The sequence below is a fragment of the Lacticaseibacillus zhaodongensis genome, assembly GCF_009687905.1.
Taxonomy (GTDB): Bacteria; Bacillota; Bacilli; order Lactobacillales; family Lactobacillaceae; genus Lacticaseibacillus; species Lacticaseibacillus zhaodongensis.
Window position 1 is genome coordinate 20,229 of record NZ_BLBG01000015.1, and the last position, 25,070, is coordinate 45,298.

Consider the following 25,070-nt stretch of genomic DNA (forward strand, 5'->3'; position numbering starts at 1 on the left):
CATGTTGTATACTGTTAAAAGATTGTGAGGGATGATGGTGCGCAAATCTTACCGCATTAAACGTGAAGATGAGTTTCAGGATGTGTTCGAAAGCGGCCAGTCAGTCGCTAACCGGAACTATGTCATCTACTACCTCCGGCGGCCGGAAGCCAAACACTTCCGCGTCGGGATCTCGGTCGGCAAGAAAATCGGCCACCGGGCAAACGTCCGGAACCGGATCAAGCGTTACATTCGCCAGAGCCTACTGGAGCTTAAGCCCCAGGTCGATCCGCAGATGGACTTCCTGGTGATTGCCCGCAAAGGTGCCAAGAACCTGGATATGGCCACGAGCAAGAAGAATTTGGTCCACGCGCTCACCCTGGCGGGAATTATCAAACCGGAGCAGAAGTAATCATTTCCGGCGCTGCATCGCTCTAGTAATCCGGACCAGCATCCGGTTACCCCAAAATCAAATTATTTTAGTGAGGGAATTATTCGTGAGTAAGCAAACAAAGAGAATTCTAGCGCTGGCCGGCATGGCATTGCTGGTCGTAACGCTGGCCGGCTGTTCGACGGCGCCGGTTACTTCCCACAGTACCGGTATCTGGGATCATTACGTCATTTATAATGCGGCCCGCTTTATCATCTGGCTGTCCAACCTGCTCGGCGGGAACTATGGTGTCGGGATCATCGCGTTCACGCTGATCATCCGGATCATCATTTTCCCACTGAACGCCATCTCGATGAAGAGCATGACCAAGCAGAGTGAATTGGCCCCAGAGATCAAGAAGCTGCAGGCCAAGTACAGTGCCAAGGACACCGCCACGCAGCAGAAGCTGCAGGACGAGACCCAGAAGCTCTACTCGAAGGCCGGGGTCAATCCGGTCATGGGTTGCTTGCCAACGCTGATTCAAATGCCGTTCCTGCTCGCTCTGTACCAAGCCATCTACCGGACCGACGCCCTGAAAGCTGGCTCCTTCCTCTGGATGCAACTTGGTAAGCCGGACCCGTACTTCATCACCATGATTTTGGCGGCACTGCTCACCGGACTCACCTCCTACCTGTCGATGCTGGCTCAACCAGTGAAGAGCACGATGAACTGGGCGATGGTTGCCATCATGCCAGTCTTCATCTTCATTGTCTCCATGAACCTGCCATCAGCTGTTACTATTTACTGGGTAGTCACCAACGCGTTCTCCGTTGTTCAGCAACTCATCTTGCAGAACCCAACCAAGCTGCGGCGTGAGCGTGAAGCGAAGATTCAAGAAGAAAAAGACAAGGAAAAGGCCCTGCGCAAGGCGCGCAAGCGGGCTTTGAACCGCAAGTAAAGGCAGCCTTGTTTAAATAAAATTACCGGCAAGCACTGAATGTGTGTTTGCCGGTAATTTTTTATAAAACAGAGCGGAGCCACCCGGGTTGCTACTGAGCATCAAGGTGACTTAGGTTTTGCCGGGTGTTCTTCTCGGCAAGGCCTAAGTCATTTTGAGCGGAGCCATTTCCACTTGTGCAGCTTGCTGCCCATAGTGGAATGGACATCGGAGTGGGAGCAGGGTGGCGCAGCTCGACTAGAAACAGAGCGGAGAGATGCGGGTTGAAGCTCAGCATTGCGGCCGACTCTGGGCATTTATGTCACAATCAACTTTTTACGTTATAATATACGCGATACGCAATCGCTCCTGTAGCTCCGAGAAAGGAAAGAACACCCATGCCTACTTTTGAAGGAAAGACCATTGAAACCGCAATTGATACTGGCTTACTGACCCTCGGCGTACCGCGCGCCGCGGTGCGGATCGATGTGCTCAGCGAAGGCCGGCACGGTTTTCTCGGCATCGGTGCTAAGCCGGCACAGGTCCGAATCACCATCAAGGAGGCCGTCAGTGATGCCGCCAAGGCCGCGGGCATGGATCCGCAGGCAACGGCCGAGGAAGCGACCGTTGCGGCAGAGAACGCTCCCCAGGCGGCTAACATGGCCAAAGGTAGCGCTGATGAGGCTGCTACCGATACGACTGGCACCAGCAAACCTGTCCGCAGCAACGAAGCTGGACTGGCTGCCGTTCAGAACTACCTGGAGCAGTCGATCACGGCCCTAGGCATCAAAGTAACTGTTACCCAGCATAAGGTCCGCGGCGGGGTCCAGTTTGACCTTGCTGCCGACAAGGACGCGCTGCTGATCGGTAAGCACGGCAAGACCATTAATGCCTTGCAGTTCCTGGCCCAGACGCTGTTCAACCACCGCGGCCGGTCCAAGTGGATCATCACCCTGAACGTCGGTGATTACCGGCAGCGCCGCCAGCAGATCCTCCAGCGGCTTGCGCAGAAGAGCGCCCGGGAAGTCATCGCGACGGGGAAGCCGGTTTACTTGGACCCGATGCCATCGTTTGAACGCAAAATCATGCACCAAGAGCTCAGCGACAACGAGTTCGTTGAGACGCGTTCCGAGGGTGTGGACCCCCACCGCTACGTCATCGTGGCACCGAAACGCTAATTATTTGTAAATAAAGATTAAAAGGACAGCCGCTGTTGAAGGCTGTCCTTTTTGCATCCGTATTTTTATCTGTGGCGCCAAGTTGCGTTGAGGTGAAAAGCAGCGGTGTCATTTTGCTAAAATCTTTATAGGACATATTTTTAAATATGCGCAGACGTCGCCACAAAGCTTGATGTGGCGGGGGTTTGCGGCGTCGGCGTAAATATGAATTTGAATTTCATATTTACGGTGTAGCCGCAAGCACAGTGATATCAAGGGTTACAGCGGTTTTTGCGCATATTTAAAAATATGTCCCGAGGCAAACGCGGGCTTTTTCCGGCTACCGCATTTTGTATTGACTGAAAATTATTGCGGTGCCAGGCAAACACGAGCAAACAATTCTGTTATCGGGGGAACCAGCCGGTTTATTTTTGCGAGTGTTTCAGTGACGTGATCATAAATAGCATGCCGCTAGCGACGATCAATGCCAGAATTCCCGACACCCAGTGGCCAAATGGGAATAGGCACAGCGCCAGGAAGAAGAAGCCCGAGCAGTATTTTTTAAGCTGCGAATAGTCTTCATCAGTAAGTTTCAATCTGACCACCTCCGCCTTCATAGTAGGCTGTTAATCTGCAAAAGTCATCGCTAAGAGAAAAATAAAGGTAGCGCTTGCAAAATGTTCAAAACTTTTCTCTCCCAGTAACGGTGGCTTGTTGTTACTACCAAACGGGGTGCTTCACTGGACATTCCCAGCTTTCTTTTGTATAGTATTCACAGCTAAATACGGACGAAGCAGTCAAAGTGCTCAGTCCCCCGGGAACGCAACGGGGGATAGTGCACTTTTTTTGTACACAGAGCGGAGCAGGGCGCTTAGAAGCTGAGGATTAACAGACTCTGAAATAAATGCTTGGGTTTAAGCATTTATTTCAGAGTCAGTTAACCGCAAGCTTCTGCCCTGCGCAGCTCGACTATGAAACAGAACGGAGCTGCTCGACAGTAAAGGAGTAAATCAATCATGAGTAATTACGGAGAAGAAACCATCACGGCCATTTCCACCCCACCTGGTGAGGGGGCCATTTCCATCGTGCGCCTGTCCGGGGATGATGCGGTGGCGATTGCGAACAAAGTGTTCCGCGGCAAGGATCTGCGCAAGGTGCCGACGCACACCATCAACTATGGCCACATCGTTGACCCCGAGAACAAGCGGGTAGTCGATGAAGTCATGGTCAGCGTGATGCGCGCACCGAAGACCTTCACCCGTGAAGACGTGGTTGAGATCAACACGCACGGTGGCATCGTGGCCACCCAGCACGTGCTGCAGCTGGTGATCGGCGCCGGGGCCCGCATGGCGGAGCCCGGTGAGTTCACCAAGCGCGCCTTCCTGAACGGCCGCATTGACCTTACCGAGGCCGAATCGGTCATGGACATCATTCGGGCCAAAACGGACCGGGCGGAGCAGGTGGCCGTGGATCAGCTCGGCGGTAGTCTGCGCAAGCTGATCGATAAGCTGCGCAAGGACATTTTGGACACCTTGGCGCAGGTTGAGGTCAATATTGACTACCCTGAGTACGACACGGAACAGATGACAGCTAAGGCCATGCGTGATGCGGCCACCGACGCGTCTGCCCGCCTGCAGGAACTGCTAGCCACGGCGCAGAGTGGCAGCATTTTGCGCGAGGGGTTGGCCACAGCTATTGTTGGCCGGCCGAATGTCGGCAAGAGCAGTCTGCTCAACTACATGATGCACGAGGACAAAGCCATCGTAACGAACGTACCCGGGACCACGCGGGACGTGCTTGAAGAATACGTCTCTGTGCGCGGGGTGCCGCTGCGCCTGGTCGACACCGCCGGGATTCACGACACGGATGATGTGGTCGAACGGATTGGGGTGGCGCGTTCGCGCAAAGCCCTCACCGCCGCGGACCTGGTGCTGCTGGTGCTGGACGCCAGCGAACCCTTGACCGATGAGGACAAGGAGCTGCTTGAGGCAACCAAGAATAAGAAACGCATCGTCGTCCTGAACAAGCAGGACCTGCCGGCCAAAATCACTGCCCGGGAACTCGCAACTTATCTCGAACCAAGTGAGCTCATCAACACCAGCATCAAGACCGCAGAGGGCCTCGATGAGCTGGAATCCCGCATCGCCAAGCTCTTCTTTGGCGGGATTGAAAATAGCCAAAATAATGTCATCGTCAGCAACGCTCGCCAGGCGGGACTCATGCGTCAGGCGCAGACCAGTCTCAAGTCAGTATTAGATGGCCTGGATGCGGGGATGCCACTAGATCTGGTCCAGATCGACATGACCGCGGCGTGGAACAAACTTGGTGAGATTACCGGTGAGGCGGCACCAGACGAGCTGATCAACCAGCTCTTCTCGCAGTTCTGCCTCGGTAAGTAAACTGCATTTTGCACGATAAATTAATGATAATTAACAATAGTGAGGAGACTAACTAATGCCTGAAGTCAAGGAATATGACGCCCAGAATTACGACGTGATCGTTGTCGGGGCGGGGCACGCCGGCTGCGAGGCCGCGCTTGCCAGTGCGCGTATGGGGCAGGAGACACTGCTGCTAACGCTGAACGTTGACATGTTGGCATTCATGCCCTGCAACCCTAGTGTCGGCGGGCCTGCGAAGGGGATCGTCGTGCGCGAAATCGATGCCCTCGGTGGTGAGATGGGCCGCAACATTGATAAGACCTACATCCAGATGCGGATGCTGAACACCGGTAAGGGCCCCGCTGTGCGGGCTTTGCGGGCGCAGGCTGATAAAGCTGCGTACCACCGGACCATGAAGCACACCATCGAAAACACTCCGCACCTGACCCTGCGCCAGGGCCTCGTTAATAGCCTCATCGTTGAGGACGGCAAGGCGCGCGGCGTTATCACCGCTACCGGGGCGCGTTACCACGCCGGCGCCGTTGTTCTGACCGCTGGCACCAGCTCCCGGGGCAAAATCATTATCGGTGAGCTCATGTACAGTAGTGGCCCGAACAACTCGCTGCCCAGCATCAAGCTGTCCGAGAATCTGGAACAGTTAGGATTCAAACTACGCCGTTTTAAGACTGGCACGCCACCACGCGTTGACGGCACCAGCATTGACTTCAGCAAGACCGAAGAGCAGCCCGGCGACAAGACGCCGAACCACTTCAGCTTCACGACGCCGGATTCCATGTACCTGAAGGACCAGCTCTCCTGCTGGATGACATATACCAACAGTCACACTCACGACATTATCCGCGAAAACCTTTCCCGCGCCCCGATGTTCTCCGGTGTGATCAAGGGTGTCGGCCCGCGTTACTGCCCGTCCATTGAGGATAAGGTCGTGCGTTTTGCCGACAAGCCGCGTCACCAGCTCTTCCTGGAGCCCGAGGGCCGCGACACGAGTGAGTACTACGTTGGCGACTTCTCCACCTCCATGCCCGAAGAGATCCAGCTCAAAATGTTGCACAGTGTCGCCGGACTCGAGCACGCCGCACTGATGCGGCCTGGTTACGCCATCGAGTATGACGTCATCGAGCCGTGGCAGTTGCGCGCCAACCTGGAGACCAAGGTTGTTGCGAACCTCTTCACCGCTGGCCAGATGAACGGGACTAGTGGTTACGAAGAGGCGGCCGGTCAGGGCATCATGGCCGGCATCAACGCCGCGCTGCGCGTCCAGGGCAAGCCAGCCTTCACCCTCGGTCGCGACGAAGCCTACATTGGTGTTCTGATCGATGACCTGGTCACCAAGGGCACCAACGAGCCATACCGCCTCTTGACCAGTCGGGCCGAATACCGCCTGCTTTTGCGGCATGACAACGCGGACCTGCGTCTGACTGACAAGGGTCACGAACTTGGGCTGATCGACGAGGATCGCTACGCAAAATTCACCGCCAAGCGCGCCGCCATCGAAGCCGAAAAGCAGCGGCTGAACACCCTGCGCCTGAAGCCGAGTCAGGTCAACGACTGGCTGACGGCCCAGGGTAAGCCTGAGCTCAAGGACAGCGTGACCGCCGCCGAGTTCCTGCGCCGCCCCGAGGTTGACTACTCCGTGCTGACCCAGTTCATTCCTGCCGCTGACGTGGACCACCGCGTCACCGAACAGGTTGAGATCCAGATCAAGTACGCCGGCTACATCGCCAAGGAAGAGGCGCAAGTCGCCCGTCTGAAGCGTCAGGAAGCCAAGAAGATCCCAGCGCACATCGACTACGAAGCCATCACCGGCCTCGCCACCGAAGCCCGCCAGAAGCTGACCAAAATCCAGCCGGAGACGTTGGCCCAGGCCAGCCGCATCAGTGGGGTCAACCCCGCCGACGTTGCGATTTTGTCCGTGTACATTGAGCAGGGGCGGATTGCCAAGGTTCATTAGCTTTAACCTAAATTGAAAAACTACAATTACATGTAATCTAAAATATCCGCAGCCAGTAAAATCTGGCTGCGGATATTTTGCTTATTGGGATAATTTTGATTGTTAATTATTAAACGTCTTGAGCCACCACGCATCGCATACACTACTTGCTGCCGCTTTAGGGGCTTGCTTTAACAACACGAAGCCGTTCTTTTGGTAGAGGTGGTTAGCCGCACCAAGGGCCCTAAATGTCTCCAAGTAAACTTGGCGATAACAGGTTTGGGCGTAAGCTAGCGCCTGATCAAGTAGGCGCTGGCCACCACCAGCCCCCCGGTGATTCTTAGCGATGTAGAACCGTTGCAGTTCCGCCACGCCGTCTGTGAGGGGGCCGATGCCCACGCCACCATATATCACACCACTTTCATCGCTGAGGACCCAGTAGGCGGCATTAGGTGTGCGGTCGTAAAAGGTACTCAGGCGCACAAGTTGGTCATCGGTGTACATTGCAGCCGGGATGGTGCGGCCACTTTTGGCCACGATGTTCCCCGCTTCCATACGGGCTGCATTGATGATGCTGGCGATTTGCGTATCATCGGCGGGGATGATGGGTCTAACTTCTAGAGTGTGCATTCGCCATCACTCCGCAAATGTCTTCAGCCACCACGCATCACACGCGCTGTGTTCCGTTTCCGGCCGGGCCTGATCTAATTGCTTGAAGCCATTCTTGGCGTACAGGTGGTTGGCCGCCAGCAGGCTCTTGAAGGTTTCCAGGTAGACCTGCTGGTAACCCTGCTCCTGCGCGTAAGCGAGCGCTTGGTCGATCAGGCGCTGGCCATCACCATGGCCGCGGTGTCCCTGCCGGATGTAGAGCTTTTGCAGCTCGGCGATACCGGCTGCGAAGGGGCCAATGCCGGCGCCGCCGTAAACCGTACCGTCCGCGCTGCTTAATACCCAGTACGCGGCATCGGGTTCCTGGGCATAGAAGGCGCTCAGGTGGTCGAGTTGCGGATCGAAGTAAGCTGTTCCGGGGATGGCGCAACCGGCCTCCTCGAGGTCGCTACGGACGATGGCGGCCATTTGGGCGTCGTCGGCCGGAGTGATGGATCTAATTACTAAGTTACTCATGATAGTTCCTCCTGCGTTGCAATATGTAGTCGAGCTGCACGGGGCAGAAGCTTGTGCTTTGCAAACTCCGGAAGTAATGCCAAAGCCCGGCATTTCTCCCGGAGTACGCAAATGCTCAGCTTCTAAGCGCCCCGCTCCGCTCTGTTGTGTAGTAAAAGCGAGCCGCCTATTCAGCGACCCGCTTTGGGATTATGAATCAAAAATGCTTAGATGATGCTGACGAGCAGACCCGCGAGAACCAAGGCCAGAGCCGACTTACCGATTGTATTAACGGGCCGGACCTGCTTGGTTTTGAATTCCAGGGCGATTGCGGTGAGCACCGCAACCAAGGCGACACAGAGCATGATGACTAATTTAATAACGGTTTCATCCATTCTGTGGCCCCCTAAACTTCGAAATCGAAGAAGGGGTTGATCCGCTTCTGGAGTTCGTGAATCTGGACGAAATCAATGCCGGGGAACAAGCGGTAAATGAAGCCGGCAAAGGAGTCGCGATTGAACTTGTAATCCATGCGGCCCATGCGGTGGGGCCGGTGATCATCGACGTATTCCCAGACCTCGACGTTGTAGGTTGCTCCGGGGATGACGTTGATGAAAGATGAATCATCAATATTAATGTGCGCCGTTGTACTTGACTTCTGCTCAATCATGTTGCTTTCCTCCAGTCATACTCACGCATTAATTTCTAAATACGCAAATCCCAGTATAGCAGATAAAAAACTGACTGCGTGTTACAAATCTGTGCAATCGGTGCTTGTGAAATAATCGGCCACCAGGCAAAACAACGCTTTTAAATCAGCATTTGCAAGCGCCAACTGATTCACAAACCAGGCTGGACGTGCTTTCATGGCTGGTTTACATTTCGTCCAGACCAAACCAGTGTTCGCATGAATCTGACGGCAGAATTTAGCCCAAAAATGCGCGTAGGAGGCCGGCGACGGCCGGTAAGAAGTTGATGAACATGTGCAAACCAATGTTGTAACGCAGGTCGCGTTGCCGCCGGTAAGTATATGCCAAAACCATGCCTAGTGAAGAATATAACAAGAGGAAGACGCTGAGGTGGGGTTCATGCATGGCCCCGAAAAGTAGCCCGCTGCAGACCACCGCCGCGACATTATTTAAGCGATTGTCTTTTTGCCAGAACAAGTTCATGAACACCCCGCGGAAGATCAACTCCTCGATGAAAGGGGCCAGAACACCCGCCATAAAAAATAACGTCCAGGGCAGAATCTTCATTTCGGCGAGCACGTCGCTTTGGTTTTGCGGCGTGCCGAAGCGAGCAACCGCGTAGTTGGCGAGCAGGACCAGGCCGTACATCGCGACTAGGAAGAACAATTCCTCAAGGTGGAATGGCTTCCGGCCGATGCGGAGCGGATTCCGTTTGCGTAGTTGGTGGCGGTAGAGGCTGTAGAGCAGCGTGATCTGCACTACAGCCAGAATGATGGTGATTCCCGCCAGCAGCGGGTCGTAAGCATGCATTGCCGCGTGCAGAGCCGCTTTGCCGTGGATCCCGTCGTGGTGCTTCAAGTATAGTGGCAAGAGCAGGATGCCGAGCTGGTAGAAGTAAAGCGTGGCAACACAAACGCCAAAAAGCAAAATTGCGCCAGTTCGATTCCAAAAGTATCTAAATTTGTGCATGCGCGCGTCCTCCCGGAGATTTTGCCCTTATTATACAGGTTTTCTGTAAGTAGCCACGTGGCGGCGCTTGCATTTTTGCTAAAAACTAGCGCTTCTGCCACGGCTTCTGTATAATTGAACAGTAGATTGTGTTCGTGAATACAGGAGGAAGAATGGCTAAGATTAAGCTTTTCGCGCTGAACGGTAACAAGCCGCTCGCCCAGAAGATTGCGGCAACGCTGAACATGGAATTATCACCGGCATCCGTCAAGCATTTTGCTGACGGCGAAATCCAGATCGATATTGAAAAATCGATTCGGGGTGCCGATGTGTACGTCATCCAGTCCGTGTCTGATCCCGTGAACGAGAACTTCATGGAACTGATGATCATGATTGATGCGTTGCGCCGTGCGTCCGCGCACCAGATTAACGTTGTGATTCCGTACTATGGTTACGCTCGTGCTGACCGGAAGGCGCGCTCGCGGGAACCAATTACTGCCAAAATGGTCGCTAACATGCTCGAGATGGACGGGGTTGACCGGGTCATCACCGTCGACCTGCACGCCGATCAGCTGCAGGGCTTCTTCGACATTCCCGTCGATCACCTGCGCGCAATGCCCCTGCTGGCTAAGTACTTCACCGACCAGGGCATCACGGATAACGTCGTTGCGGTCGCTCCTGACCACTCCGGCACCAAGCTGGCCCGTAAGCTCGCTGAACACCTTGGTTCACCACTGGCCATCGTTGACGCGCGCCCTGGTGACGATGAGGGCGTCGGTGTGATCGGTGATGTGAAGGGTAAAACTGCCATCATCATCGATGACATGATTGATACTGGTCTGCGGGTTGAAGAATCCGTTGCCGCGCTCAAGGAAGCTGGCGTTAAGGACATTTACGCCGCTGCGACCCACGCGGTGTTCTCAGCGGGTGCTACGGACCGGCTGCGGAACCTCGACATCAAGAAAATCGTTGTCACCGACACCATCGACATTCCTGAAGAGGACTGCCTGCCGAACATGGTGCGGATCAGTGTTGGCGAGTTGCTCGGTGAGGCAATCAAGCTCATCAGCACTAATGAATCACTGCACGATTTGTTTGAAGATTAATAAGTGAATCAAGTAAGGGGTGACGCCGGTTTGTGGCGTCACCCCTTTTTTAGATGATTATTCTTTGCGCACAAAAAGACGCAGCGGCCAGGGGGCCCGCTGCGTCTATTTAGATGGCCATCAACGACGGTCGACCAGGGACCGACCACCGCAATCATTAATAATACACTTCTTTTGAAAATCAGTCAGTTCAGATTTAGCAAACGATTTGAACTGTAACGGTAACTTAAAGCGCTTAGCTACGCTTACTGCTGCGCAAATAACGCAGTAATGCCATTACTAATAATACGGTAACAACGACAACTACTGCCAAGACGATAAACGTGACCGCCGTGAAGATGGTGTCACCCCAAGTGATGCCAACCAATTCAACCATTTTGCTACCTCCAAATTTTTGCAATTCCAACCGCCACTAATATAACGAGTATTCGTTCCGAAAGCAATAAAAATGTAGTGGCGTTAACCACTACATTTACTAATTGCGTTTGCTTTGAACTACTTCAGGTCAATGGCCCGAACGTATTCCTTGGGTCCGATGCGGTACCAGAGCTGACCGTTGTTGATCTTGCCGTAAGCGTTCAACTTAACATTAGCACCGATTGTCCGGGTAACCTTGTTGCCGTTAACGTCGGCGTAGACATTGATGCGCTTTTTTCCCGTGGTAATTTTGCCGCTAAATGCGGTTTCCTTACCCTTCAGGTTAGCGATGACGTAGTGAGCATCGATCCACTGCGCGCCACCCAGATTGTAGTAAGTGTGGCCGTTAACAGTTGTTTCCTGGAAAACCTTCCAGTTGGTGCCGTGCATCAGTTTCTTACCAGGAACTGGCTGGCCGCTGACTGGGGATGTCCAGATGGCAATACCGTAGCCGGGTACGTAGTTGACCTTGATGGAACCACTAACTGCAGTAGCCTTGAAGGAACTGCTGGTGCTCTTGGCGCTGGTCGTGGTCTTTGCGGTAGACGTTGTGTTGCGGTTGATGTTCATCCCGTCAATGTCACCATCGTTAATCCATTGGTTGCCGCCGAGGTTGAACCAAATGAGACCACCGCCTGGTTGTTCAGTGAAGAACTTCCAAGTTGTGCCCCCCTTTAAGGTCTTACCGGCAATTGGCTTTCTCCCATCAGGTGCGGAGTAAACCTGGGTGTCGTGGCCCATCAAAATACCAATCGTACCGCCAGTCTGGACGATCTCGTTGCTAGTTGTGGTTTTGGCAGGCGTTGTTGTGCTGCTAGCCTTAGTCGTGGCTGTTGTCGTGGAGCTAGTTGCCTTTGTGGAAGTGCTAGTTGTGCCAGCAGCGGTGTTGGTCAGAGTTGACTCGGTACCTGCAGCGCTGATCCACTGGTTACCGCCCAGGTTGAACCAGAGGGCGCCGTTAACTTCAGCTGTGCTGAAGTACTTCCAGTTGCTGCCTGCGCTCAGGGACTTGCCGTAAATTGGGTCCTTAGCACCGGGCGTGGTGTAAACAGGCACGCCCTTACCTGGCAAAATGCTAACGGTACCGGACTGCTGAGTTGTCTGTTCCGTGACGGCCTGGGCTGCAGCGTACACGCTGTTGCTGATGGCAGGGACACTTGCGACGCCAGCACCAAGCAGTGCGGCACTAATAAGTAAAGATGTCTTCTTCATAATGATAGAAACCTCCGTAACTAAATGAATTGCGAGATGGAATGGAATTACGTTTATCCGTTCGGCCCTAATACTACACCTAAGACTATGTTACGAAAACATTTCAACGCGATGGTAGCGGAATCTTAACCTTTGTGCCACCGGCCTTTTGCAAGCTTGGTGCCGCCGCAATTTTGTAACATGCCAAAATATTCAAAATTTTTCTGAAAACTATGTTGACTTATTATTAAAATCGGATAATATTAGCTCTCATAAACACATATAACATTTTTTGGCTCTGGAATGCACATCCCTACCCTATTTAGGAGGAAATACATATGGCACAAGCAAATGCACCACAAGCAAAGAGCGATGCCGACATGAAGATCGGCGACTGGGTGGTCCTAGTTTCGCAAGGAATCGGGAACACGATTCTGGTTATCCTGGGGATGGGCCTGCTCATTAATATGCTGGGCACGACCTTCCACATGACAGCGCTGGCGCAGGTCGGCACCATGGCACAGAAGTTACTCGCACCCGCACTGGGGGTCACCATTGCGATGATGCTCCGGTGCACGACACTGGTTACTGGGGCAACCATGATTGCTTCAACAGTTGGTTCCAACGCGGTTTACTTCAGTGCCGCACCAATTGCGCATGCGGTCACTGCAACTGGCTGGCACGGCGCCCAGGCAGCTGGCTCCGTTATTCTTACGTCTGGTCAACCTGTCTCTGCCGTACTCGCTGGGGTCTTCGCAGCGGTATTAGGCAAGTGGCTGACCGGCAAAACGCCGCTGGACATGGTCCTCGTGCCGTTCTGCGTTAGCTTCTTTGGCTCCATCGTTGGTCTCGGCATGGCGGCTGTGACCACACCGGCGCTCAACTGGGTCAGTGAAGAACTGGCATTAACGATGAAGGTCAGCCCGATCATCGGTGCGGCCCTAGTTGCTGCCGCTTGGTTCCTGTTCCTGATGACGCCAGCTTCATCCGCCGCATTAGCCATCGCCGTGCAGCTAGATCCGATGTCGGCGGGGGCCGCGCTCATCGGTACGACCGTTGCCTTCGTTTCCTTCACGGCAATGTCCTACCGGCAGAACACGATCGGTGCGAACATTGCGCAGACGCTGGTAACGCCCAAGGTGCAGTTTAGTAACCTGCTGAAGAGCCCAATGCTGGCGGCTGGGCCGCTGGTAGTTGCGGCGATGTGCTCCGTCTTCGCGGTTGTCTTCTTCAACTTCAAGGTGCCATATTCCATCGCTGGGCTCGGACTGAACTCACTGATTGCGCCACTGTGGCTCGCACCAAATAATCCGCGCGGGCTGGCAGTACTGATGGTCTTCGGGGTCGTCGTTCCGGTCGTTGCATCCTGGCTTTTCTACCGGACAATGAAAGCAGCTGGTCGGACTAAGGAAAATGACTTAAAGATTACTGAACTATAGGGACATGTGGGGCGGAATTTTAAAAAATCCGTCCCACTTTTTTGTAAAAGCCATTCTAATAATGAGAAAATTAGAATATAATGGTAACAGAACTTAGCACAGTCATGCGTGCTGGGTTCACGACGTTAGGAAAGTGTTTCGGAAGTTATTACTTGCGGGACGTACATATAAATAGGGGGTTCTACAATGTCAGAAGAAAAGGCAAAGCCAGAGGATTTTGATTGGAACAATCTTGGGTTCGCTTATCACGACCTGCCGTATCGCTATCGTGCCTACTATAAGGACGGCAAGTGGTCTGAAGGCGGGCTGGAGACGGATTCCTACATGCGGGTCAGTGAAGCCGCGCAGAGTTTCCACTATGGTCAGGAAATTTTTGAAGGTGCCAAGGCGTACCGGCGCAAGGATGGTGGGGTTAACCTCTTCCGGACTGATATGAACGCTAAGCGGATGAACGCTTCCGCTGACCGGCTGCTGATGCCCCAGATTCCCGTCGACATGTTTATCGACGCGATGAAGCAGGTCGTTAAGGCCAACCAAGACTTCGTACCGCCATACGGCACCGGTGCAACCTTGTACCTGCGGCCATTTTACTTCGGGACCACGCCAATGGTTGGGGTGCACGCTGCGACTGAATTCACTTTTGAAATCTTCGCTACCCCAGTTGGTGCCTACTACAAGGGTGGCCTGGCGCCGACCGCTTACGTAACTGGCACTTACGATCGCGCTGCCCACAATGGGACTGGCCGCGCCAAGGCTGCCGGGAACTACGCTTCAAGCCTGCTACCCGGCGATAACGCACACAAGGCCGGTTACTCTGACGTTGTTTACCTCGACCCTCGTTTGCACGAAAACATTGAGGAGCTGGGTAGTGCCAACTTCTTCGGGATCACTAAGGATGGCAAGTTCCAGACACCCAAGTCACCATCAATTCTGCCATCAATCACCAAGTACTCCCTGCTTGCACTTGCACCAGAGTTTGGCCTGATTCCAGAAGAGACCACCGTAAGCATCAATGACCTTGACCGCTTCGCTGAAGCCGGCGCGATGGGGACCGCGGCGGTTATCTCCCCAGTCGGGTCCATCACCCACAAGGGCAAGAAGCACGTCTTCTTCTCCGAGACCGAAGTTGGTCCGTACACCCAGAAGCTGTACAAGCGGCTGACCGGCATCCAGTTCGGTGACGAAGAAGCGCCTGAGGGTTGGATCTACGATGTGCCATTGAAGTAATTAATGCAAACCAAGGTAGAATTAGGAGTAGTTGTCCGCAGGGATGGCTACTCCTAATTTTTTATTTCCCGGGCAATAATACCGAGTGGGCAAAAAGCAAACAGGAGCCACCGGCCAGTTATGGTCAGCAGCTCCTGTTAGAATGAGGTGCTTAGAGGCTACTGTCGACCATCGCTGCCGGCCGACTCCTGACCTATTTTAATTATGGTGAGGAGTCGGCCACCTCCGCTATGCTACGGATGTGGGAGAGTAAGCGATAAATCGCTAACCCTCCCAGCATATAAACGTGTCTCACAACGCAGCTCCTTCCGCTTAGCTTAAAAATCACCCACTCCCAAATTCGGGAATGGGTGATTTTCTGCTAATGCTCAGGAGCTAACCGCGTTGCGAGCCACTCTTTTTTTATTTTAGTAGTGGAAGTGGGTCAGTGGGGCGTTCTTAACGTCCTCAATCGTCTTGGTACCGGCGAGCTGCATGGTGATTGCGAGCTCGTGGCCGATGTGTTCGAAGACGCTCTGGACACCAGCGGCGCCACCGAGAGCCAAGCCGTAAATTGCGGGGCGGCCAAACGCAACGAGGTCAGCGCCGGAAGCGAGGGCCTTGAAGACGTGACTGCCGCGGCGAACGCCGGAGTCGAAGATGATTGGGACCTGCTTGTTAACAGCCTTAGCAATTGCTGGCAATACGTCGAAGGATGCGGGACCACCATTGAGCTGGCGGCCACCGTGGTTGGAGACGTAGATCCCGGCAGCACCAGCGCCGATTGCACGCAGGGCGTCTTCAGGAGACTCGATGCCCTTAACGATTACGGGCAGGTCGGTGTATTCAGCAATGCGGCGCACATCATCTTCGCTGATCTTCTGGGCAGCGGAAGCGTAAATCTCGCCGATACCCTTTCCTTTACCGTCACCCTCAGAGAACTTGGTTAGGTTGGCCATTGGGATTGGGAAGGAGAAGTTGTTGATGATGTCAGACTCACGATAGCCATCAACAGTAGCGTCGACCGTCAGCAGAATTGCCTTAACGCCAGCCTTCTTAGCTTCGTCAAGCAGGGAGTAGTTGAAGTCCCAGTCCTTGCTCATGTAGAGCTGGAAGAACTGTGGTGCACCCGGTGCTGCGGCTGCGGTGTCGGCGATGGATGTTGAGCTGTACGTGCTCTGGGCCATCAGTGCACCGGCTGCGGCAACCCCCTTGGCGGTATCAACTTCACCCTTGGCGTGGGCGAGACCCTGCGCTGCGGTTGGAGCCATCATTACTGGTGTCTTCAGGTCGATGCCGAAGATGCTGGTGGAAAGGTCGGGGTTCTCAATGTTTGAGAGGGCCTTGGGAACAATCTGGGCGTGCTCAAAAGCCTTAGTGTTCTCGGCGAGGGTCCAGTTGTCCTCACTACCACCGGCGATGTAGCCAAAGCCGCCGACTGGGATAATTTTCTTGGCATCGGCCTCGAGGGCAGGCAGGTTGAGGATGTCGAGCTTCTGTTCACGATCACTCTGTTCGTAGCCATTAACTGTTGTCATAATTGAATACCTCCATTGGAATTGCTTGATGAGTTCATCATATCACTAACAAAAAGTAAGTAAAGCCCCAAACGTAAAAAAAGTGGATTTTGTTGGCTGCAGTTCGTTAAACCAAAATAATCACAAAAGTCTCTTGCCAAAACTGCCGATTCCATGTATTATAGTTAAGTCGTTAAGGCAATGGGCGGTTAGCTCAGCTGGCAGAGCACCGGACTCTTAATCCGGGTGTCCAGGGTTCGATCCCCTGACCGCCCATAACCGTGGCGCCATCTCTTCGGAGGTGGCGCTTTTTGTATGCCGTAACGGCAGTCAAACGTACCATCTGCATTATAAGCACGGCGGAGCATTCATCCTAGTTAATTGGCTGCAGGCGGCAGAGTTTTATGGCAGCACTGCAAATTAGTGACTGCGAATTAGCAGTTTTTGCATTAAAGCTTCAATGTAGTCGGTAGGTGCGACTACCACGGTTGGCAGTTTGCGGGTCCGAGGAACTTTTTTAGCAAAAAGCCTTGCGCAAGTAGGGCTGCCATGCTATTATTATAAAGTTGTCGCAGGGCAATGAAACGCTATGGGCGGTTAGCTCAGCTGGCAGAGCACCGGACCCTTAATCCGGGTGTCCAGGGTTCGATCCCCTGACCGCCCATCATAGCGAACGTCACTTCTTCGGAAGTGGCGTTTTTTTGCAATTTTGCTTAGTGAGCAAGGAGCGTAGCGACGCAGGGAACTTAGCAAAATGCACTAAGACGGCGCAGCCGCCTTAGTTCCATGTTTTATATAGTTAATTAAGATAGTGCAGCATTACACTGCTTGATAGTTTGCAAAATTCCCCCGCATACGATATCGTGTCAATTGTATCCGCTTACTACTATAGAAGAAAGAGGTGCGACATGATTCACGCGGTGATTTTCGACATGGACGGGGTGCTCGTGGACAGCGAGCCTGTGTACTACCAGCGGCAAATAGAATACATGCGCAGCGTGGGGGTCACGCCCGCAACGACTAACATACAGGATTATGCCGGTTACCCCGGTGATCAGGTCTGGGCGCACGTGATTCCCGACCCGGGGCTGCGCAAGCAGGTGCGGAGTGGCTTTGAGCAAGGGATTGTGACCCAGCCAATTAATTACGGCACCATTGTCATTCCGGGAGTGCAGGAATTGCTGCAGCACTTGCACAAGCATGGGTACCAGACCGCGCTCGCATCAGCTGGCCCACTGCCTGGCATCAAAACCATGTTCGCGCAGACCGGCCTCGGACGGTATTTTGATAGCGTCATTAGCGGGGAGACGGTCAGCCGGAACAAGCCCGACCCCCAGGTGTACCTGGAGTCGCTCGCTAAATTGAAGGTACCCGCAACGGCTGCGCTCGCAATCGAGGACAGCAAAACAGGCATCGCGGCGGCCAAAAACGCTGGAATGCAGGTGTGGGCCTTGCAGCCGCGTGCCTACACACTAGATCAGAGTACTGCGGATTATGTGGCGGCCGACATGCAGGCAATACTCCTCCGGCTGCGGCAACTGGAACGAGAAGGGTAGGCAGTATTTAAATGAGCGAAGAACGTTTGCACGACGGCAGTTTGTACATGACTAGGGACCAAGAACTAGGGGCTGCGCAGGCGCGCTACTTGGATGAGTTATTTGCGTTCAACCAAATTCGGCCTAGCCAGACCAAACTCCGTGACCAAATGCTGCACAAAATGTTCGCTGAAATCGGAACCGGCTGTTACTTTGAAGGTCCGCTGCACGCAAACTGGGGCGGCCACCATGTGCATTTTGGCAGCCATATCTACGCTAACTTCAACCTGACCTTGGTGGATGACACGCACATCTACGTGGGTAGTTACACGCAGTTCGGCCCGAACGTGGTGCTCGCTACTGCAGGCCATCCAATCCTGCCAGAGCTGCGGCCGCTCAGTTACCAGTACAACGCGCCCATCCACATCGGTACCAACTGCTGGTTGGGTGCGGGCGTGATTGTGCTGCCAGGCGTGACGATTGGCAACAACACTGTCGTTGGTGCTGGCGCGGTCGTGACGCGTGACCTGCCCGCGAATGTGGTGGCGGTGGGTAATCCGGCTCACGTTATGCGGTCAATTGGTGACCGCGACCGGGAGACCTACTTCCGGGGTAAGCCCATTGATTGGGACCAAGTGCACCGGGAAACAAACAATCGTTTATAACGCAAAAGGGCGCCACCGAATTCTGTTTTGAATTCGGTGGCGCCTGTTTATTAGCTAGTTTTGGACCCATCCGCTTACCGGGTGATTGATATAGTTACACTGTTTCACGTGGAACAATGTCAAAGGAGGCTGTTTCGTCAGTGACCCGCGCCTCGATATTGCAGTCGGGGCGGTTAGTCAGGGGGCCAAAGGTAAAGCTCGTGCTACCATCATCATTTTCGTGCATATCAATGAAGACCTGCTTGATCAGGGCGTGAATGCGGTCGGATTGGTGCTGGTGGCTGCGGACGATTTCACTGACCTTAGCGAGCGTGTAGCCCTCTTCAAGAAATTCGCGGATGCGGATGATGGCAACTAGATTTTTAACATCAAACCGCTTGTTCCGGCCATCTTTGGGCGTGAAGGACTTGATCAGCCCCTTCTTTTGCCAGTAGCGAATTTGGGTCACAGTTGCCCCACTGATGCGGCTAGCTTCCCCAATCCCAACTGATATCGCCAGTGTTTTCATATCCTTAACGAAAGGTGGTTCCATTTTTTCTCCCCCTTGGGTGTTGACTAATTAATAATATAGTTGTAATGTTTTCTATTGTCAATATCACAAAACGTGATAAAGGTATTCTGTAACATTATATAGATTAGGGGCGACAAAAATGCAAAATGTTCGTGATATTCACGGCAAAAAAGTTAACGCGATCATGCTCATGATCACCATGATCATCGGGGTCTTCATGACCGTGCTTAACCAAACCATCCTGTCCACGGCGTTCCCAACGTTGATGAAGGCTTTTAACATCAGTGCTGGGACCGTTCAGTGGCTGACCACCGGGTTCATGCTGGTCAACGGGGTGATGATTCCAGTTTCCGCATACCTGACCGCCAAGATTCCAACTAAATGGTTGTACATCGGCGCGATGACTACTTTCGGAATTGGGACTCTAGTAGCATACGTCGCCGGTAATTTTGGCACGCTGCTCGCTGGCCGTTTGATCCAAGCGGTCGGGGTCGGGATTACGATGCCACTACTGCAAAACGTTATGCTCGGCATGTTCCCACCTGAAAAACGGGGGGCCGCCATGGGGATCTCCGGGATTGCCATTGGGGTTGCACCAGCGATCGGCCCGACCCTTTCCGGTTGGGTGCTTGATAACTACAGCTGGCGGACCCTGTTCGGCATGTTGCTGCCGATCATTGTGGTCGTACTGGTTCTGGCCTTCATTTTTATGAAGGATATCCTGCCAAACAACAACCCGAAGCTCGACTTCTGGTCACTGGTTGAATCATCAATCGGGTTTGGGGCACTCCTGTATGGCTTCTCTGAAGTTAGTTCAAAGGGCTGGCTCGACCCAGTTGTGCTTGGTTCCATGGCCGTTGGACTTATCTTCATCGTGATCTTTGGGGTGCGTCAGCTGCACCTCGAGACGCCGTTCTTGGAACTACGGGTTTTCAAGAGCAAAATCTTCACCATCTCTTCCATTCTTTCTTCCATCGCCATGATGGCAATGGTTGGGGTCGAAATGGTTCTGCCAATGTACCTGCAGATCATTCACGGCCGGTCCGCGTTGCAGTCAGGCCTGACACTTTTGCCTGGTGCAATCATGATGGCTGTAATGAGTCCAATTACTGGTAACGTCTTTGACCGGATCGGTGCTAAGCGGCTCGCCCAGCTCGGGATGTTCCTGCTCACCGCCGGAACCGTGATGCTTGCGTTCATTAACGCGACAACACCAATTATGTTCATTACCATGATTTACGCAGTGCGGATGTTCGGGATCTCAATGGTTACCATGCCACTGACGACCAACGCGATGAACTCACTGCCAACTAACCTGATCAGCCACGGGACCGCCGTCAACAACACCCTGCGGCAAGTCGCTTCGTCAATGACGACCGCGATCATGGTCTCCGTCCTGTCTGATGTCACTAGCAACAATTCACCAGTTAAGCACCTGCTCAAGACTGACCCACTGGCATACAAGCACCAGTTCTTCAGCGCAACTATGAGCGGTTACCAGGCAGCGTTCTGGATCGGCGTGGGGATTTCCTTCGTCGGCTGGATTTTGACCTTCTTCCTGAACTCGGAGAAATCCAGCTCCAAGGACATCAAGAACCAGGCAAAAGTTAAGGAGGCGGCATAATGATTATTGCTCTAGTAATTATTACCTTGCTGGCGTTCTACTTGGCCTTCATCATGATGAAGCCGGGCGCGCTGCGCACCACCCTCTGGGTAATTTTTGGCATCTGCTTCCTCGGTTCCTTGGCTGTGCTTTACGGTAATTATGCGCACCACTTTGGCATGGAAAAGCGGACCGAGACCTCTGAACAGGTCATCTACAGTGCTTCGCCTAATAAGCAGTTGCCAATGCTCTTGAAACAGGACATCGGTACTAGTGGTAAGCACCAGGTTTACATCTACAAGACCAGTGATAAGTCAAAGGCCAAAGCGACCCACACCAAAGCTGATTACGATGTCCACAACCAGGTGCAGACAACTAGCCGCGACACCGCCACAATCACCAGCAAGCGCGTTGTTTGGCGGTACAAGTCTGGCTTCTACAAGTCACTCTTCTCCAACCAGAACAATGGCAAACTTGTGCGCCAGACCAATACCATCAAGGTGCCAAAGACTTGGGTGCAGTTAAGCACTACCCAGGCTAAGGCCCTCGGTAAGAAGTTGTCCGGCATGAAGAACCCATCCGCTGCGCAAAAGAAGCAGATGGGTGCGGCCATTCAGCAGGCAGTCATGGCTGCCCGCCAGAAGAACCCGCAGATGACTCCAGCCCAGATGCAGGCAGTTGAGAAACAAGCAACCGCCAAGATCCAGCAGCAGGTGATTCAGCAGGCTATCAAAGAAGTAAAGAGTAGCGTTAAGTAATATCTAGGCTACGCAAACAGGTCCCCGTCTTTGCTGACGAGGACCTGTTTTTGTGGACTTGATTATTGCCCGGGAAATATCACCCGTGTTTACGCTGCCGCCGGAAATATAGCAGCGTCATCAAGGCTTCATAAATGACGCCGACGAGCAACGAGATTCTGGTCTCTGGGTTCAGCACCATGAAGAATAAGGTCAATGCCAAGAAGGCCAGCGTGAGGTAGTTACTATAGGGTGCGAAGGGCATTTTGAAGGGGTGGTCGGCCATCTTGTCTGCGTGGACCTTGCGGAAGCGCGTCTCGCTAATTAGAATAACGACCCACGGCACCATGCCGGGCAGCACACTGGAGCTGTAAACGAGCACGAAGATGTTGCCGATGCTAGGTGCGACAATGGGCAAAATGGCGTTGAGCAGTACGCCCAGCACGATCCCCAGCCCAACGGAAACGACCGGGTAGAAGGGCACCCCGTGACGGTTCAGCTTGGTAAACATCTTGGGCAGCTGCTTGCCATCCGCTAAGGTGTAGAGCATGCGGCTGGCTGAGTAGATCCCGGAGTTAGCGCCAGACAAGGCGGCGGTGATGACCACGAAGTTGACCAGGCTGGCCGCGAAGGTGATCCCGATGCGGGCAAAAGTCTGCACGAATGGGGAGCCTAAGCTGCTGAGCTGGTTCCATGGGTAGACGGTGACGATGACGAAGATGGCGCCAACGTAGAAAATCAGAATCCGGCCGACGGTACTTTTGACGGCCTTAACGATGGTTGGCCGCGGGTTCTCCGCCTCGCCAGCCGTAATGCCGAGAAGTTCAACACCCTGATAGGAGCCAAGCACGATTGATAGCGCGAAGAGGAACCCTTTTGCTCCGTGGGCGAAGAAGCCGCCATGACTCCAGAGGTTGCTCAAGCCGATGGGGTGGCCGCCGTTACCAATGCCGAATAGGATCAGGCCGAAGCCGGCGATGATCATCATGACGATGGTGACGACCTTAATGAGTGCAAACCAGAACTCGAGCTCGCCGAACATGCGCACGGAGATTAGGTTGGCGAGCACTAGCGTGATAATCGCCACCAGGCCCGGGATCCAGCCGGGTAATTGCGGCCACCAGTAATCAAAATATTGGCCGATCGCAATCATTTCCGACATACCGACCACCACGAACTGGAAGATGTTACTCCAGGCGGTGAGGTAGCCGAACACGGGGTGCATGTACTCACTGGCAAACTTGGCGAAGGAGCCGGTGTCGGGATCGACGTAAAGCATCTCGCCCAACGCACGCATGATTAGGTAGAGGAATACCCCGGCGAGGGTGTAAGCCAGCAGGACTGATGGTCCCGTCCACTTAATGGTGGAGTTGGCACCCATGAACAGGCCGACCCCAATCGTACCCCCGAGAGCAATCATCTGCATGTGTCGTGCGCTGAGTTTGCGCTTCATTAGCAATCACCGTCCGTTTCTAAATAGTCTGGCCGTAGCCACAATAGTGGTAATGATAACAGAATGTGTCACTATTTTGCAACACTTGTTCACGGATACTACACAAGCTGCATGATTGCCGGATAAATGCGCAGTTAAAAGCAGTAACGCTTACAAACGTCGTATTTTGTTCGAAAATGTTTATTTGCCCCTTTTGTTAGCGCTTCCTCTGCGTTATAATGGTAAATGTAGATAGATGAAGGCGTTCGCAACTAGCGAATGAGGGAGGACCAAGATAATGACAGCTAAGACAGCTGAGGTAACGAAAGTTGAAACTAAGGAGCCAGCAAAGAAGAAGCTGAGCCCACATGAACGGCTAGTGCGGCGGCGGGCATACATCTTCTGGAGCGTTGCAGTAATTGCTGCCAGCGTTCTGGAGTGGGTATTCCCAAGCATTCCGATGAACATTGTTCAGTTCAGTGTTGCCGCACTTGCACTGTTCCGGCTGCTCAGCTTGGACGACAACTTCAAGCGAGCGCATCTGGCTGCGCGGGTCGGCTACAAGTCCGACCAGGCGCGGGCTGAGCTTGCAAAGGTGTCAGCCGCTAAAAAGAAGAAGGCCGCACCTAAACCAGTCGCTGAAGCTAAGCCAGAGTTCATCAACAAGAACTTGAACCCAGATGTTAAGCAGCATGTGGATATCAAGTAAGATTCAGTCATGCGTTAAATATCGAGCGTTAATTTGAGAAATTATTATTGATATTTTGTTATTAAGCATAAAAACAGGGCTCTCCAAAATGGAGGGTCCTGTTTTTGTGGACAGAAGTGGGTTATTGCTCGTCCATTAACGCAATTTGGCGCAGCGCCGCCAGCAGTTCGGCACGGCTGATAGTGCCTGCCGCCGCCAGCCGCTGAGCGAGGGCGTCTTCCTGGGCGTCTAGAGCTGCCTTGATTTTGGGGTATAGTTCCTCGCCGGCTGGAGTGAGGCGCAGTACGTATTTCCGTCTGTCCTGATCAGACTGCTGCTTGTCAACGAAGCCCAGTTCCGCAAGGCGTGCGATTTCGCGATTAACGTTGCTCTGGTGCAGGCTGTCTTCACGGACGAGTTGGTCTTGGGTGACACCCGGGTCATCGTGCAGCTTCAGGATGAAGAAGAACTGGCTCCGGTTTACCCCTAGTGGTTTTAGCCTGTGCTCCAGTACCTGGCTAGCAATGTGGGCGGCGACGTTTAACTGCTTAGTGATGGTGTTGTCGTTTTGATCGATCATTATGCATCCACCACGGTGAAACGCTGCTGACTGTGCGCTGGCTGCTCAACCTCAGCGAGCATTGCTGCCGCGTAGTTGGCAATCGTGACAACGGCCTTGCCGGCTGCATTCGTCATGACCTGGTCGCCGCCAATTTTGTAGCTAGTCTTCGGGCCATCCACAAAATCGGTTGATGGCGTGACCGCGGTCCAGTCCACGTTGTCGACCCACTGCAGGAAGTGGAGCTCGTGGTCTTGCTGGATCGGCGAGGCAATCCACGGTTCAGCGGCAAAGCGCTTCAGGGTGTCGGACAGGAGCGTTGTCCCGTCAGCTTTTTGCAGGGTTGATGAACCGATAACGAACATGAGCTTGGTGGTCTGGTCCGCACGGTAGAGGCTGACCAGGTGGGTGGCCAGATCGAGCTGCTCATATGGGGCCTGTGATGCGAAGGCATCAATGATCACGTCGAGGCCGGTGAGATCATCCTTGGTGAGGGCTAAGGCGTCCTTAGCAAGGATTTTGGTCTGCTCACCGAACATATCCGTGGCTTTACCCGCGTTGCGGACGATGGCGGTGACTTCATGGCCGCGGTCTAATGCCTCAGTGGTGATTGCCTGGCCAACGTGACCAGTTGCGCCGATAATACCGATTTTCATGTTAGAATCTCCTTTAGTTTTGCTTTTGAATGGGGATTTTGCCCCCGTGATGTTATGAGTGTAGCACAAGTATATGCGTGTGCATACAGTTTTATCAAAATTCACTAACTTTTAGGCAGGAGGAAATGCGGAAGGTACATAAAAACGAGTACCGGTCTCAATGAGTGGCTTCGAATTAACTGTCGATCATCGCTGCCGGCCGACTCCTGACCGTTCGTAATTATGGTGAGGAGTCGGCCTGTAAACGTGGCCCGCAATGCAGCTCCTTCCGCTTAGCCACAAATAAGGGCCATTC

26 protein-coding genes and 2 tRNA genes are annotated in these 25,070 nt (G+C 53.5%); 15 read left to right on the forward strand and 13 right to left on the reverse strand.

Annotated features, from left to right (window positions below; translation table 11 throughout):
* Nucleotides 1-37 precede the first annotated feature (37 nt).
* The 3 genes from rnpA (at nucleotide 38) to jag (ending at nucleotide 2,464) form a co-directional block, all read left to right on the forward strand.
* On the forward strand, nucleotides 38-391 hold the full coding sequence (gene rnpA / locus GN107_RS09170; RefSeq protein WP_155287600.1) for a ribonuclease P protein component: 354 nt from the start codon (nucleotides 38-40) through the stop codon (nucleotides 389-391).
* 124 nt (nucleotides 392-515) lie between these two features.
* Nucleotides 516-1,307, forward strand: a complete 792-nt coding sequence (locus GN107_RS09175) for a YidC/Oxa1 family membrane protein insertase (RefSeq protein WP_196246308.1) — start codon at nucleotides 516-518, stop codon at nucleotides 1,305-1,307.
* A 377-nt stretch (nucleotides 1,308-1,684) separates the two neighbouring features.
* On the forward strand, nucleotides 1,685-2,464 hold the full coding sequence (gene jag, locus GN107_RS09180; protein WP_155287562.1) for an RNA-binding cell elongation regulator Jag/EloR: 780 nt from the start codon (nucleotides 1,685-1,687) through the stop codon (nucleotides 2,462-2,464).
* A gap of 404 nt (nucleotides 2,465-2,868) precedes the next feature.
* Here the strand turns inward: jag and GN107_RS09185 are convergent, their stop codons facing one another.
* On the reverse strand, nucleotides 2,869-3,039 hold the full coding sequence (locus GN107_RS09185; RefSeq protein ID WP_155287563.1) for a hypothetical protein: 171 nt from the start codon (nucleotides 3,037-3,039) through the stop codon (nucleotides 2,869-2,871).
* A gap of 420 nt (nucleotides 3,040-3,459) precedes the next feature.
* Between GN107_RS09185 and mnmE the strand changes: the two genes are divergently transcribed.
* Together mnmE and mnmG are read left to right on the forward strand one after the other, a co-directional pair.
* On the forward strand, nucleotides 3,460-4,842 hold the full coding sequence (gene mnmE, locus GN107_RS09190; RefSeq protein ID WP_155287564.1) for a tRNA uridine-5-carboxymethylaminomethyl(34) synthesis GTPase MnmE: 1,383 nt from the start codon (nucleotides 3,460-3,462) through the stop codon (nucleotides 4,840-4,842).
* 55 nt (nucleotides 4,843-4,897) lie between these two features.
* A complete protein-coding gene (gene mnmG / locus GN107_RS09195) occupies nucleotides 4,898-6,793 on the forward strand; it encodes a tRNA uridine-5-carboxymethylaminomethyl(34) synthesis enzyme MnmG (RefSeq protein WP_155287565.1) in 1,896 nt (631 codons plus the stop codon).
* A 102-nt stretch (nucleotides 6,794-6,895) separates the two neighbouring features.
* Here mnmG and GN107_RS09200 read toward each other — a convergent pair whose 3' ends face one another.
* The 5 genes from GN107_RS09200 to GN107_RS09220 form a co-directional block, all read right to left on the reverse strand.
* On the reverse strand, nucleotides 6,896-7,402 hold the full coding sequence (locus tag GN107_RS09200; protein WP_155287566.1) for a GNAT family N-acetyltransferase: 507 nt from the start codon (nucleotides 7,400-7,402) through the stop codon (nucleotides 6,896-6,898).
* A 6-nt stretch (nucleotides 7,403-7,408) separates the two neighbouring features.
* The gene (locus GN107_RS09205) at nucleotides 7,409-7,897 is read right to left on the reverse strand and encodes a GNAT family N-acetyltransferase (protein ID WP_196246307.1); all 489 of its coding nucleotides are present in this window, start codon (nucleotides 7,895-7,897) and stop codon (nucleotides 7,409-7,411) included.
* A 206-nt stretch (nucleotides 7,898-8,103) separates the two neighbouring features.
* On the reverse strand, nucleotides 8,104-8,271 hold the full coding sequence (locus GN107_RS09210; RefSeq protein ID WP_155287568.1) for a hypothetical protein: 168 nt from the start codon (nucleotides 8,269-8,271) through the stop codon (nucleotides 8,104-8,106).
* 11 nt (nucleotides 8,272-8,282) lie between these two features.
* Nucleotides 8,283-8,546 (reverse strand): hypothetical protein, encoded by a 264-nt coding sequence (locus GN107_RS09215; RefSeq protein WP_155287569.1) that lies wholly within the window; start codon nucleotides 8,544-8,546, stop codon nucleotides 8,283-8,285.
* 256 nt (nucleotides 8,547-8,802) lie between these two features.
* A complete protein-coding gene (locus GN107_RS09220; RefSeq protein WP_155287570.1) occupies nucleotides 8,803-9,534 on the reverse strand; it encodes a CPBP family intramembrane glutamic endopeptidase in 732 nt (243 codons plus the stop codon).
* Between the two features lie 152 nt (nucleotides 9,535-9,686).
* On the opposite strand from GN107_RS09220, the gene GN107_RS09225 reads away from it, so the two are divergent.
* Nucleotides 9,687-10,619: a ribose-phosphate diphosphokinase gene (locus tag GN107_RS09225; RefSeq protein WP_155287571.1), complete on the forward strand. Its 933-nt coding sequence runs from the start codon at nucleotides 9,687-9,689 to the stop codon at nucleotides 10,617-10,619.
* A gap of 235 nt (nucleotides 10,620-10,854) precedes the next feature.
* Here GN107_RS09225 and GN107_RS09230 read toward each other — a convergent pair whose 3' ends face one another.
* Both GN107_RS09230 and GN107_RS09235 read right to left on the reverse strand, forming a co-directional pair.
* A complete protein-coding gene (locus tag GN107_RS09230; protein ID WP_155287572.1) occupies nucleotides 10,855-10,995 on the reverse strand; it encodes a hypothetical protein in 141 nt (46 codons plus the stop codon).
* A gap of 119 nt (nucleotides 10,996-11,114) precedes the next feature.
* On the reverse strand, nucleotides 11,115-12,248 hold the full coding sequence (locus tag GN107_RS09235; RefSeq protein WP_155287573.1) for an SLAP domain-containing protein: 1,134 nt from the start codon (nucleotides 12,246-12,248) through the stop codon (nucleotides 11,115-11,117).
* Between the two features lie 317 nt (nucleotides 12,249-12,565).
* On the opposite strand from GN107_RS09235, the gene GN107_RS09240 reads away from it, so the two are divergent.
* Together GN107_RS09240 and GN107_RS09245 are read left to right on the forward strand one after the other, a co-directional pair.
* The gene (locus GN107_RS09240) at nucleotides 12,566-13,666 is read left to right on the forward strand and encodes a PTS sugar transporter subunit IIC (protein WP_155287574.1); all 1,101 of its coding nucleotides are present in this window, start codon (nucleotides 12,566-12,568) and stop codon (nucleotides 13,664-13,666) included.
* 186 nt (nucleotides 13,667-13,852) lie between these two features.
* Nucleotides 13,853-14,893, forward strand: a complete 1,041-nt coding sequence (locus tag GN107_RS09245) for a branched-chain amino acid aminotransferase (protein ID WP_155287575.1) — start codon at nucleotides 13,853-13,855, stop codon at nucleotides 14,891-14,893.
* Nucleotides 14,894-15,300: 407 nt separating this feature from the next.
* Here the strand turns inward: GN107_RS09245 and GN107_RS09250 are convergent, their stop codons facing one another.
* Complete coding sequence (locus tag GN107_RS09250; protein WP_155287576.1) at nucleotides 15,301-16,410, reverse strand: lactate oxidase; 1,110 nt, start codon at nucleotides 16,408-16,410, stop codon at nucleotides 15,301-15,303.
* 182 nt (nucleotides 16,411-16,592) lie between these two features.
* Between GN107_RS09250 and GN107_RS09255 the strand changes: the two genes are divergently transcribed.
* The 4 genes from GN107_RS09255 to GN107_RS09270 all read left to right on the forward strand — a co-directional run bounded on the left by GN107_RS09255 (nucleotide 16,593) and on the right by GN107_RS09270 (nucleotide 18,589).
* A tRNA-Lys gene (locus GN107_RS09255) sits at nucleotides 16,593-16,665 on the forward strand.
* Nucleotides 16,666-16,980: 315 nt separating this feature from the next.
* A tRNA-Lys gene (locus tag GN107_RS09260) sits at nucleotides 16,981-17,053 on the forward strand.
* 244 nt (nucleotides 17,054-17,297) lie between these two features.
* On the forward strand, nucleotides 17,298-17,945 hold the full coding sequence (locus GN107_RS09265; RefSeq protein WP_155287577.1) for an HAD family hydrolase: 648 nt from the start codon (nucleotides 17,298-17,300) through the stop codon (nucleotides 17,943-17,945).
* Nucleotides 17,946-17,956: 11 nt separating this feature from the next.
* Nucleotides 17,957-18,589, forward strand: a complete 633-nt coding sequence (locus GN107_RS09270; RefSeq protein ID WP_155287578.1) for a sugar O-acetyltransferase — start codon at nucleotides 17,957-17,959, stop codon at nucleotides 18,587-18,589.
* A gap of 94 nt (nucleotides 18,590-18,683) precedes the next feature.
* Here the strand turns inward: GN107_RS09270 and GN107_RS09275 are convergent, their stop codons facing one another.
* Nucleotides 18,684-19,121 carry a MerR family transcriptional regulator gene (locus GN107_RS09275; protein WP_155287579.1) on the reverse strand — a complete coding sequence of 146 codons (438 nt, stop codon included), beginning with the start codon at nucleotides 19,119-19,121 and terminating at the stop codon, nucleotides 18,684-18,686.
* Nucleotides 19,122-19,239: 118 nt separating this feature from the next.
* On the opposite strand from GN107_RS09275, the gene GN107_RS09280 reads away from it, so the two are divergent.
* Together GN107_RS09280 and GN107_RS09285 are read left to right on the forward strand one after the other, a co-directional pair.
* Nucleotides 19,240-20,724, forward strand: coding sequence for an MDR family MFS transporter (locus GN107_RS09280; protein ID WP_155287580.1), 1,485 nt, complete (start codon nucleotides 19,240-19,242; stop codon nucleotides 20,722-20,724).
* On the forward strand, nucleotides 20,724-21,461 hold the full coding sequence (locus tag GN107_RS09285) for a DUF4811 domain-containing protein (RefSeq protein ID WP_155287581.1): 738 nt from the start codon (nucleotides 20,724-20,726) through the stop codon (nucleotides 21,459-21,461). Before GN107_RS09280 ends, GN107_RS09285 begins: the two co-directional genes overlap by 1 nt.
* Nucleotides 21,462-21,540: 79 nt before the next feature.
* On the opposite strand, the gene GN107_RS09290 is transcribed toward GN107_RS09285, so the two are convergent.
* On the reverse strand, nucleotides 21,541-22,893 hold the full coding sequence (locus tag GN107_RS09290) for an amino acid permease (RefSeq protein ID WP_155287582.1): 1,353 nt from the start codon (nucleotides 22,891-22,893) through the stop codon (nucleotides 21,541-21,543).
* A gap of 277 nt (nucleotides 22,894-23,170) precedes the next feature.
* Between GN107_RS09290 and GN107_RS09295 the strand changes: the two genes are divergently transcribed.
* Nucleotides 23,171-23,581, forward strand: coding sequence for a hypothetical protein (locus GN107_RS09295; protein ID WP_155287583.1), 411 nt, complete (start codon nucleotides 23,171-23,173; stop codon nucleotides 23,579-23,581).
* Between the two features lie 121 nt (nucleotides 23,582-23,702).
* Here GN107_RS09295 and GN107_RS09300 read toward each other — a convergent pair whose 3' ends face one another.
* Together GN107_RS09300 and GN107_RS09305 are read right to left on the reverse strand one after the other, a co-directional pair.
* Entirely contained in the window at nucleotides 23,703-24,140 is a 438-nt protein-coding gene (locus GN107_RS09300) for a MarR family winged helix-turn-helix transcriptional regulator (RefSeq protein ID WP_155287584.1), read from the reverse strand.
* Nucleotides 24,140-24,775 carry an NAD(P)H-binding protein gene (locus tag GN107_RS09305; RefSeq protein ID WP_155287585.1) on the reverse strand — a complete coding sequence of 212 codons (636 nt, stop codon included), beginning with the start codon at nucleotides 24,773-24,775 and terminating at the stop codon, nucleotides 24,140-24,142. The genes GN107_RS09300 and GN107_RS09305 overlap by 1 nt, the downstream gene beginning before the upstream one ends.
* Nucleotides 24,776-25,070: the final 295 nt, after the last annotated feature.

Coding starts and splice junctions, on each gene's coding strand:
- GN107_RS09215 (WP_155287569.1), bottom strand. CDS start 8,546: ATGATTGAGCAGAAGTCAAGTACAACGGCGCACATTAATATTGATGAT.
- GN107_RS09290 (WP_155287582.1), bottom strand. CDS start 22,893: ATGAAGCGCAAACTCAGCGCACGACACATGCAGATGATTGCTCTCGGG.
- GN107_RS09205 (WP_196246307.1), bottom strand. CDS start 7,897: ATGAGTAACTTAGTAATTAGATCCATCACTCCGGCCGACGACGCCCAA.
- GN107_RS09245 (WP_155287575.1), top strand. CDS start 13,853: ATGTCAGAAGAAAAGGCAAAGCCAGAGGATTTTGATTGGAACAATCTT.
- GN107_RS09270 (WP_155287578.1), top strand. CDS start 17,957: ATGAGCGAAGAACGTTTGCACGACGGCAGTTTGTACATGACTAGGGAC.
- GN107_RS09280 (WP_155287580.1), top strand. CDS start 19,240: ATGCAAAATGTTCGTGATATTCACGGCAAAAAAGTTAACGCGATCATG.
- GN107_RS09265 (WP_155287577.1), top strand. CDS start 17,298: ATGATTCACGCGGTGATTTTCGACATGGACGGGGTGCTCGTGGACAGC.
- GN107_RS09220 (WP_155287570.1), bottom strand. CDS start 9,534: ATGCACAAATTTAGATACTTTTGGAATCGAACTGGCGCAATTTTGCTT.
- GN107_RS09210 (WP_155287568.1), bottom strand. CDS start 8,271: ATGGATGAAACCGTTATTAAATTAGTCATCATGCTCTGTGTCGCCTTG.
- GN107_RS09285 (WP_155287581.1), top strand. CDS start 20,724: ATGATTATTGCTCTAGTAATTATTACCTTGCTGGCGTTCTACTTGGCC.
- GN107_RS09275 (WP_155287579.1), bottom strand. CDS start 19,121: ATGGAACCACCTTTCGTTAAGGATATGAAAACACTGGCGATATCAGTT.
- GN107_RS09175 (WP_196246308.1), top strand. CDS start 516: ATGGCATTGCTGGTCGTAACGCTGGCCGGCTGTTCGACGGCGCCGGTT.
- GN107_RS09200 (WP_155287566.1), bottom strand. CDS start 7,402: ATGCACACTCTAGAAGTTAGACCCATCATCCCCGCCGATGATACGCAA.
- jag (WP_155287562.1), top strand. CDS start 1,685: ATGCCTACTTTTGAAGGAAAGACCATTGAAACCGCAATTGATACTGGC.
- GN107_RS09300 (WP_155287584.1), bottom strand. CDS start 24,140: ATGATCGATCAAAACGACAACACCATCACTAAGCAGTTAAACGTCGCC.
- GN107_RS09305 (WP_155287585.1), bottom strand. CDS start 24,775: ATGAAAATCGGTATTATCGGCGCAACTGGTCACGTTGGCCAGGCAATC.
- mnmE (WP_155287564.1), top strand. CDS start 3,460: ATGAGTAATTACGGAGAAGAAACCATCACGGCCATTTCCACCCCACCT.
- GN107_RS09295 (WP_155287583.1), top strand. CDS start 23,171: ATGACAGCTAAGACAGCTGAGGTAACGAAAGTTGAAACTAAGGAGCCA.
- GN107_RS09240 (WP_155287574.1), top strand. CDS start 12,566: ATGGCACAAGCAAATGCACCACAAGCAAAGAGCGATGCCGACATGAAG.
- GN107_RS09235 (WP_155287573.1), bottom strand. CDS start 12,248: ATGAAGAAGACATCTTTACTTATTAGTGCCGCACTGCTTGGTGCTGGC.
- GN107_RS09225 (WP_155287571.1), top strand. CDS start 9,687: ATGGCTAAGATTAAGCTTTTCGCGCTGAACGGTAACAAGCCGCTCGCC.
- mnmG (WP_155287565.1), top strand. CDS start 4,898: ATGCCTGAAGTCAAGGAATATGACGCCCAGAATTACGACGTGATCGTT.
- GN107_RS09250 (WP_155287576.1), bottom strand. CDS start 16,410: ATGACAACAGTTAATGGCTACGAACAGAGTGATCGTGAACAGAAGCTC.
- GN107_RS09230 (WP_155287572.1), bottom strand. CDS start 10,995: ATGGTTGAATTGGTTGGCATCACTTGGGGTGACACCATCTTCACGGCG.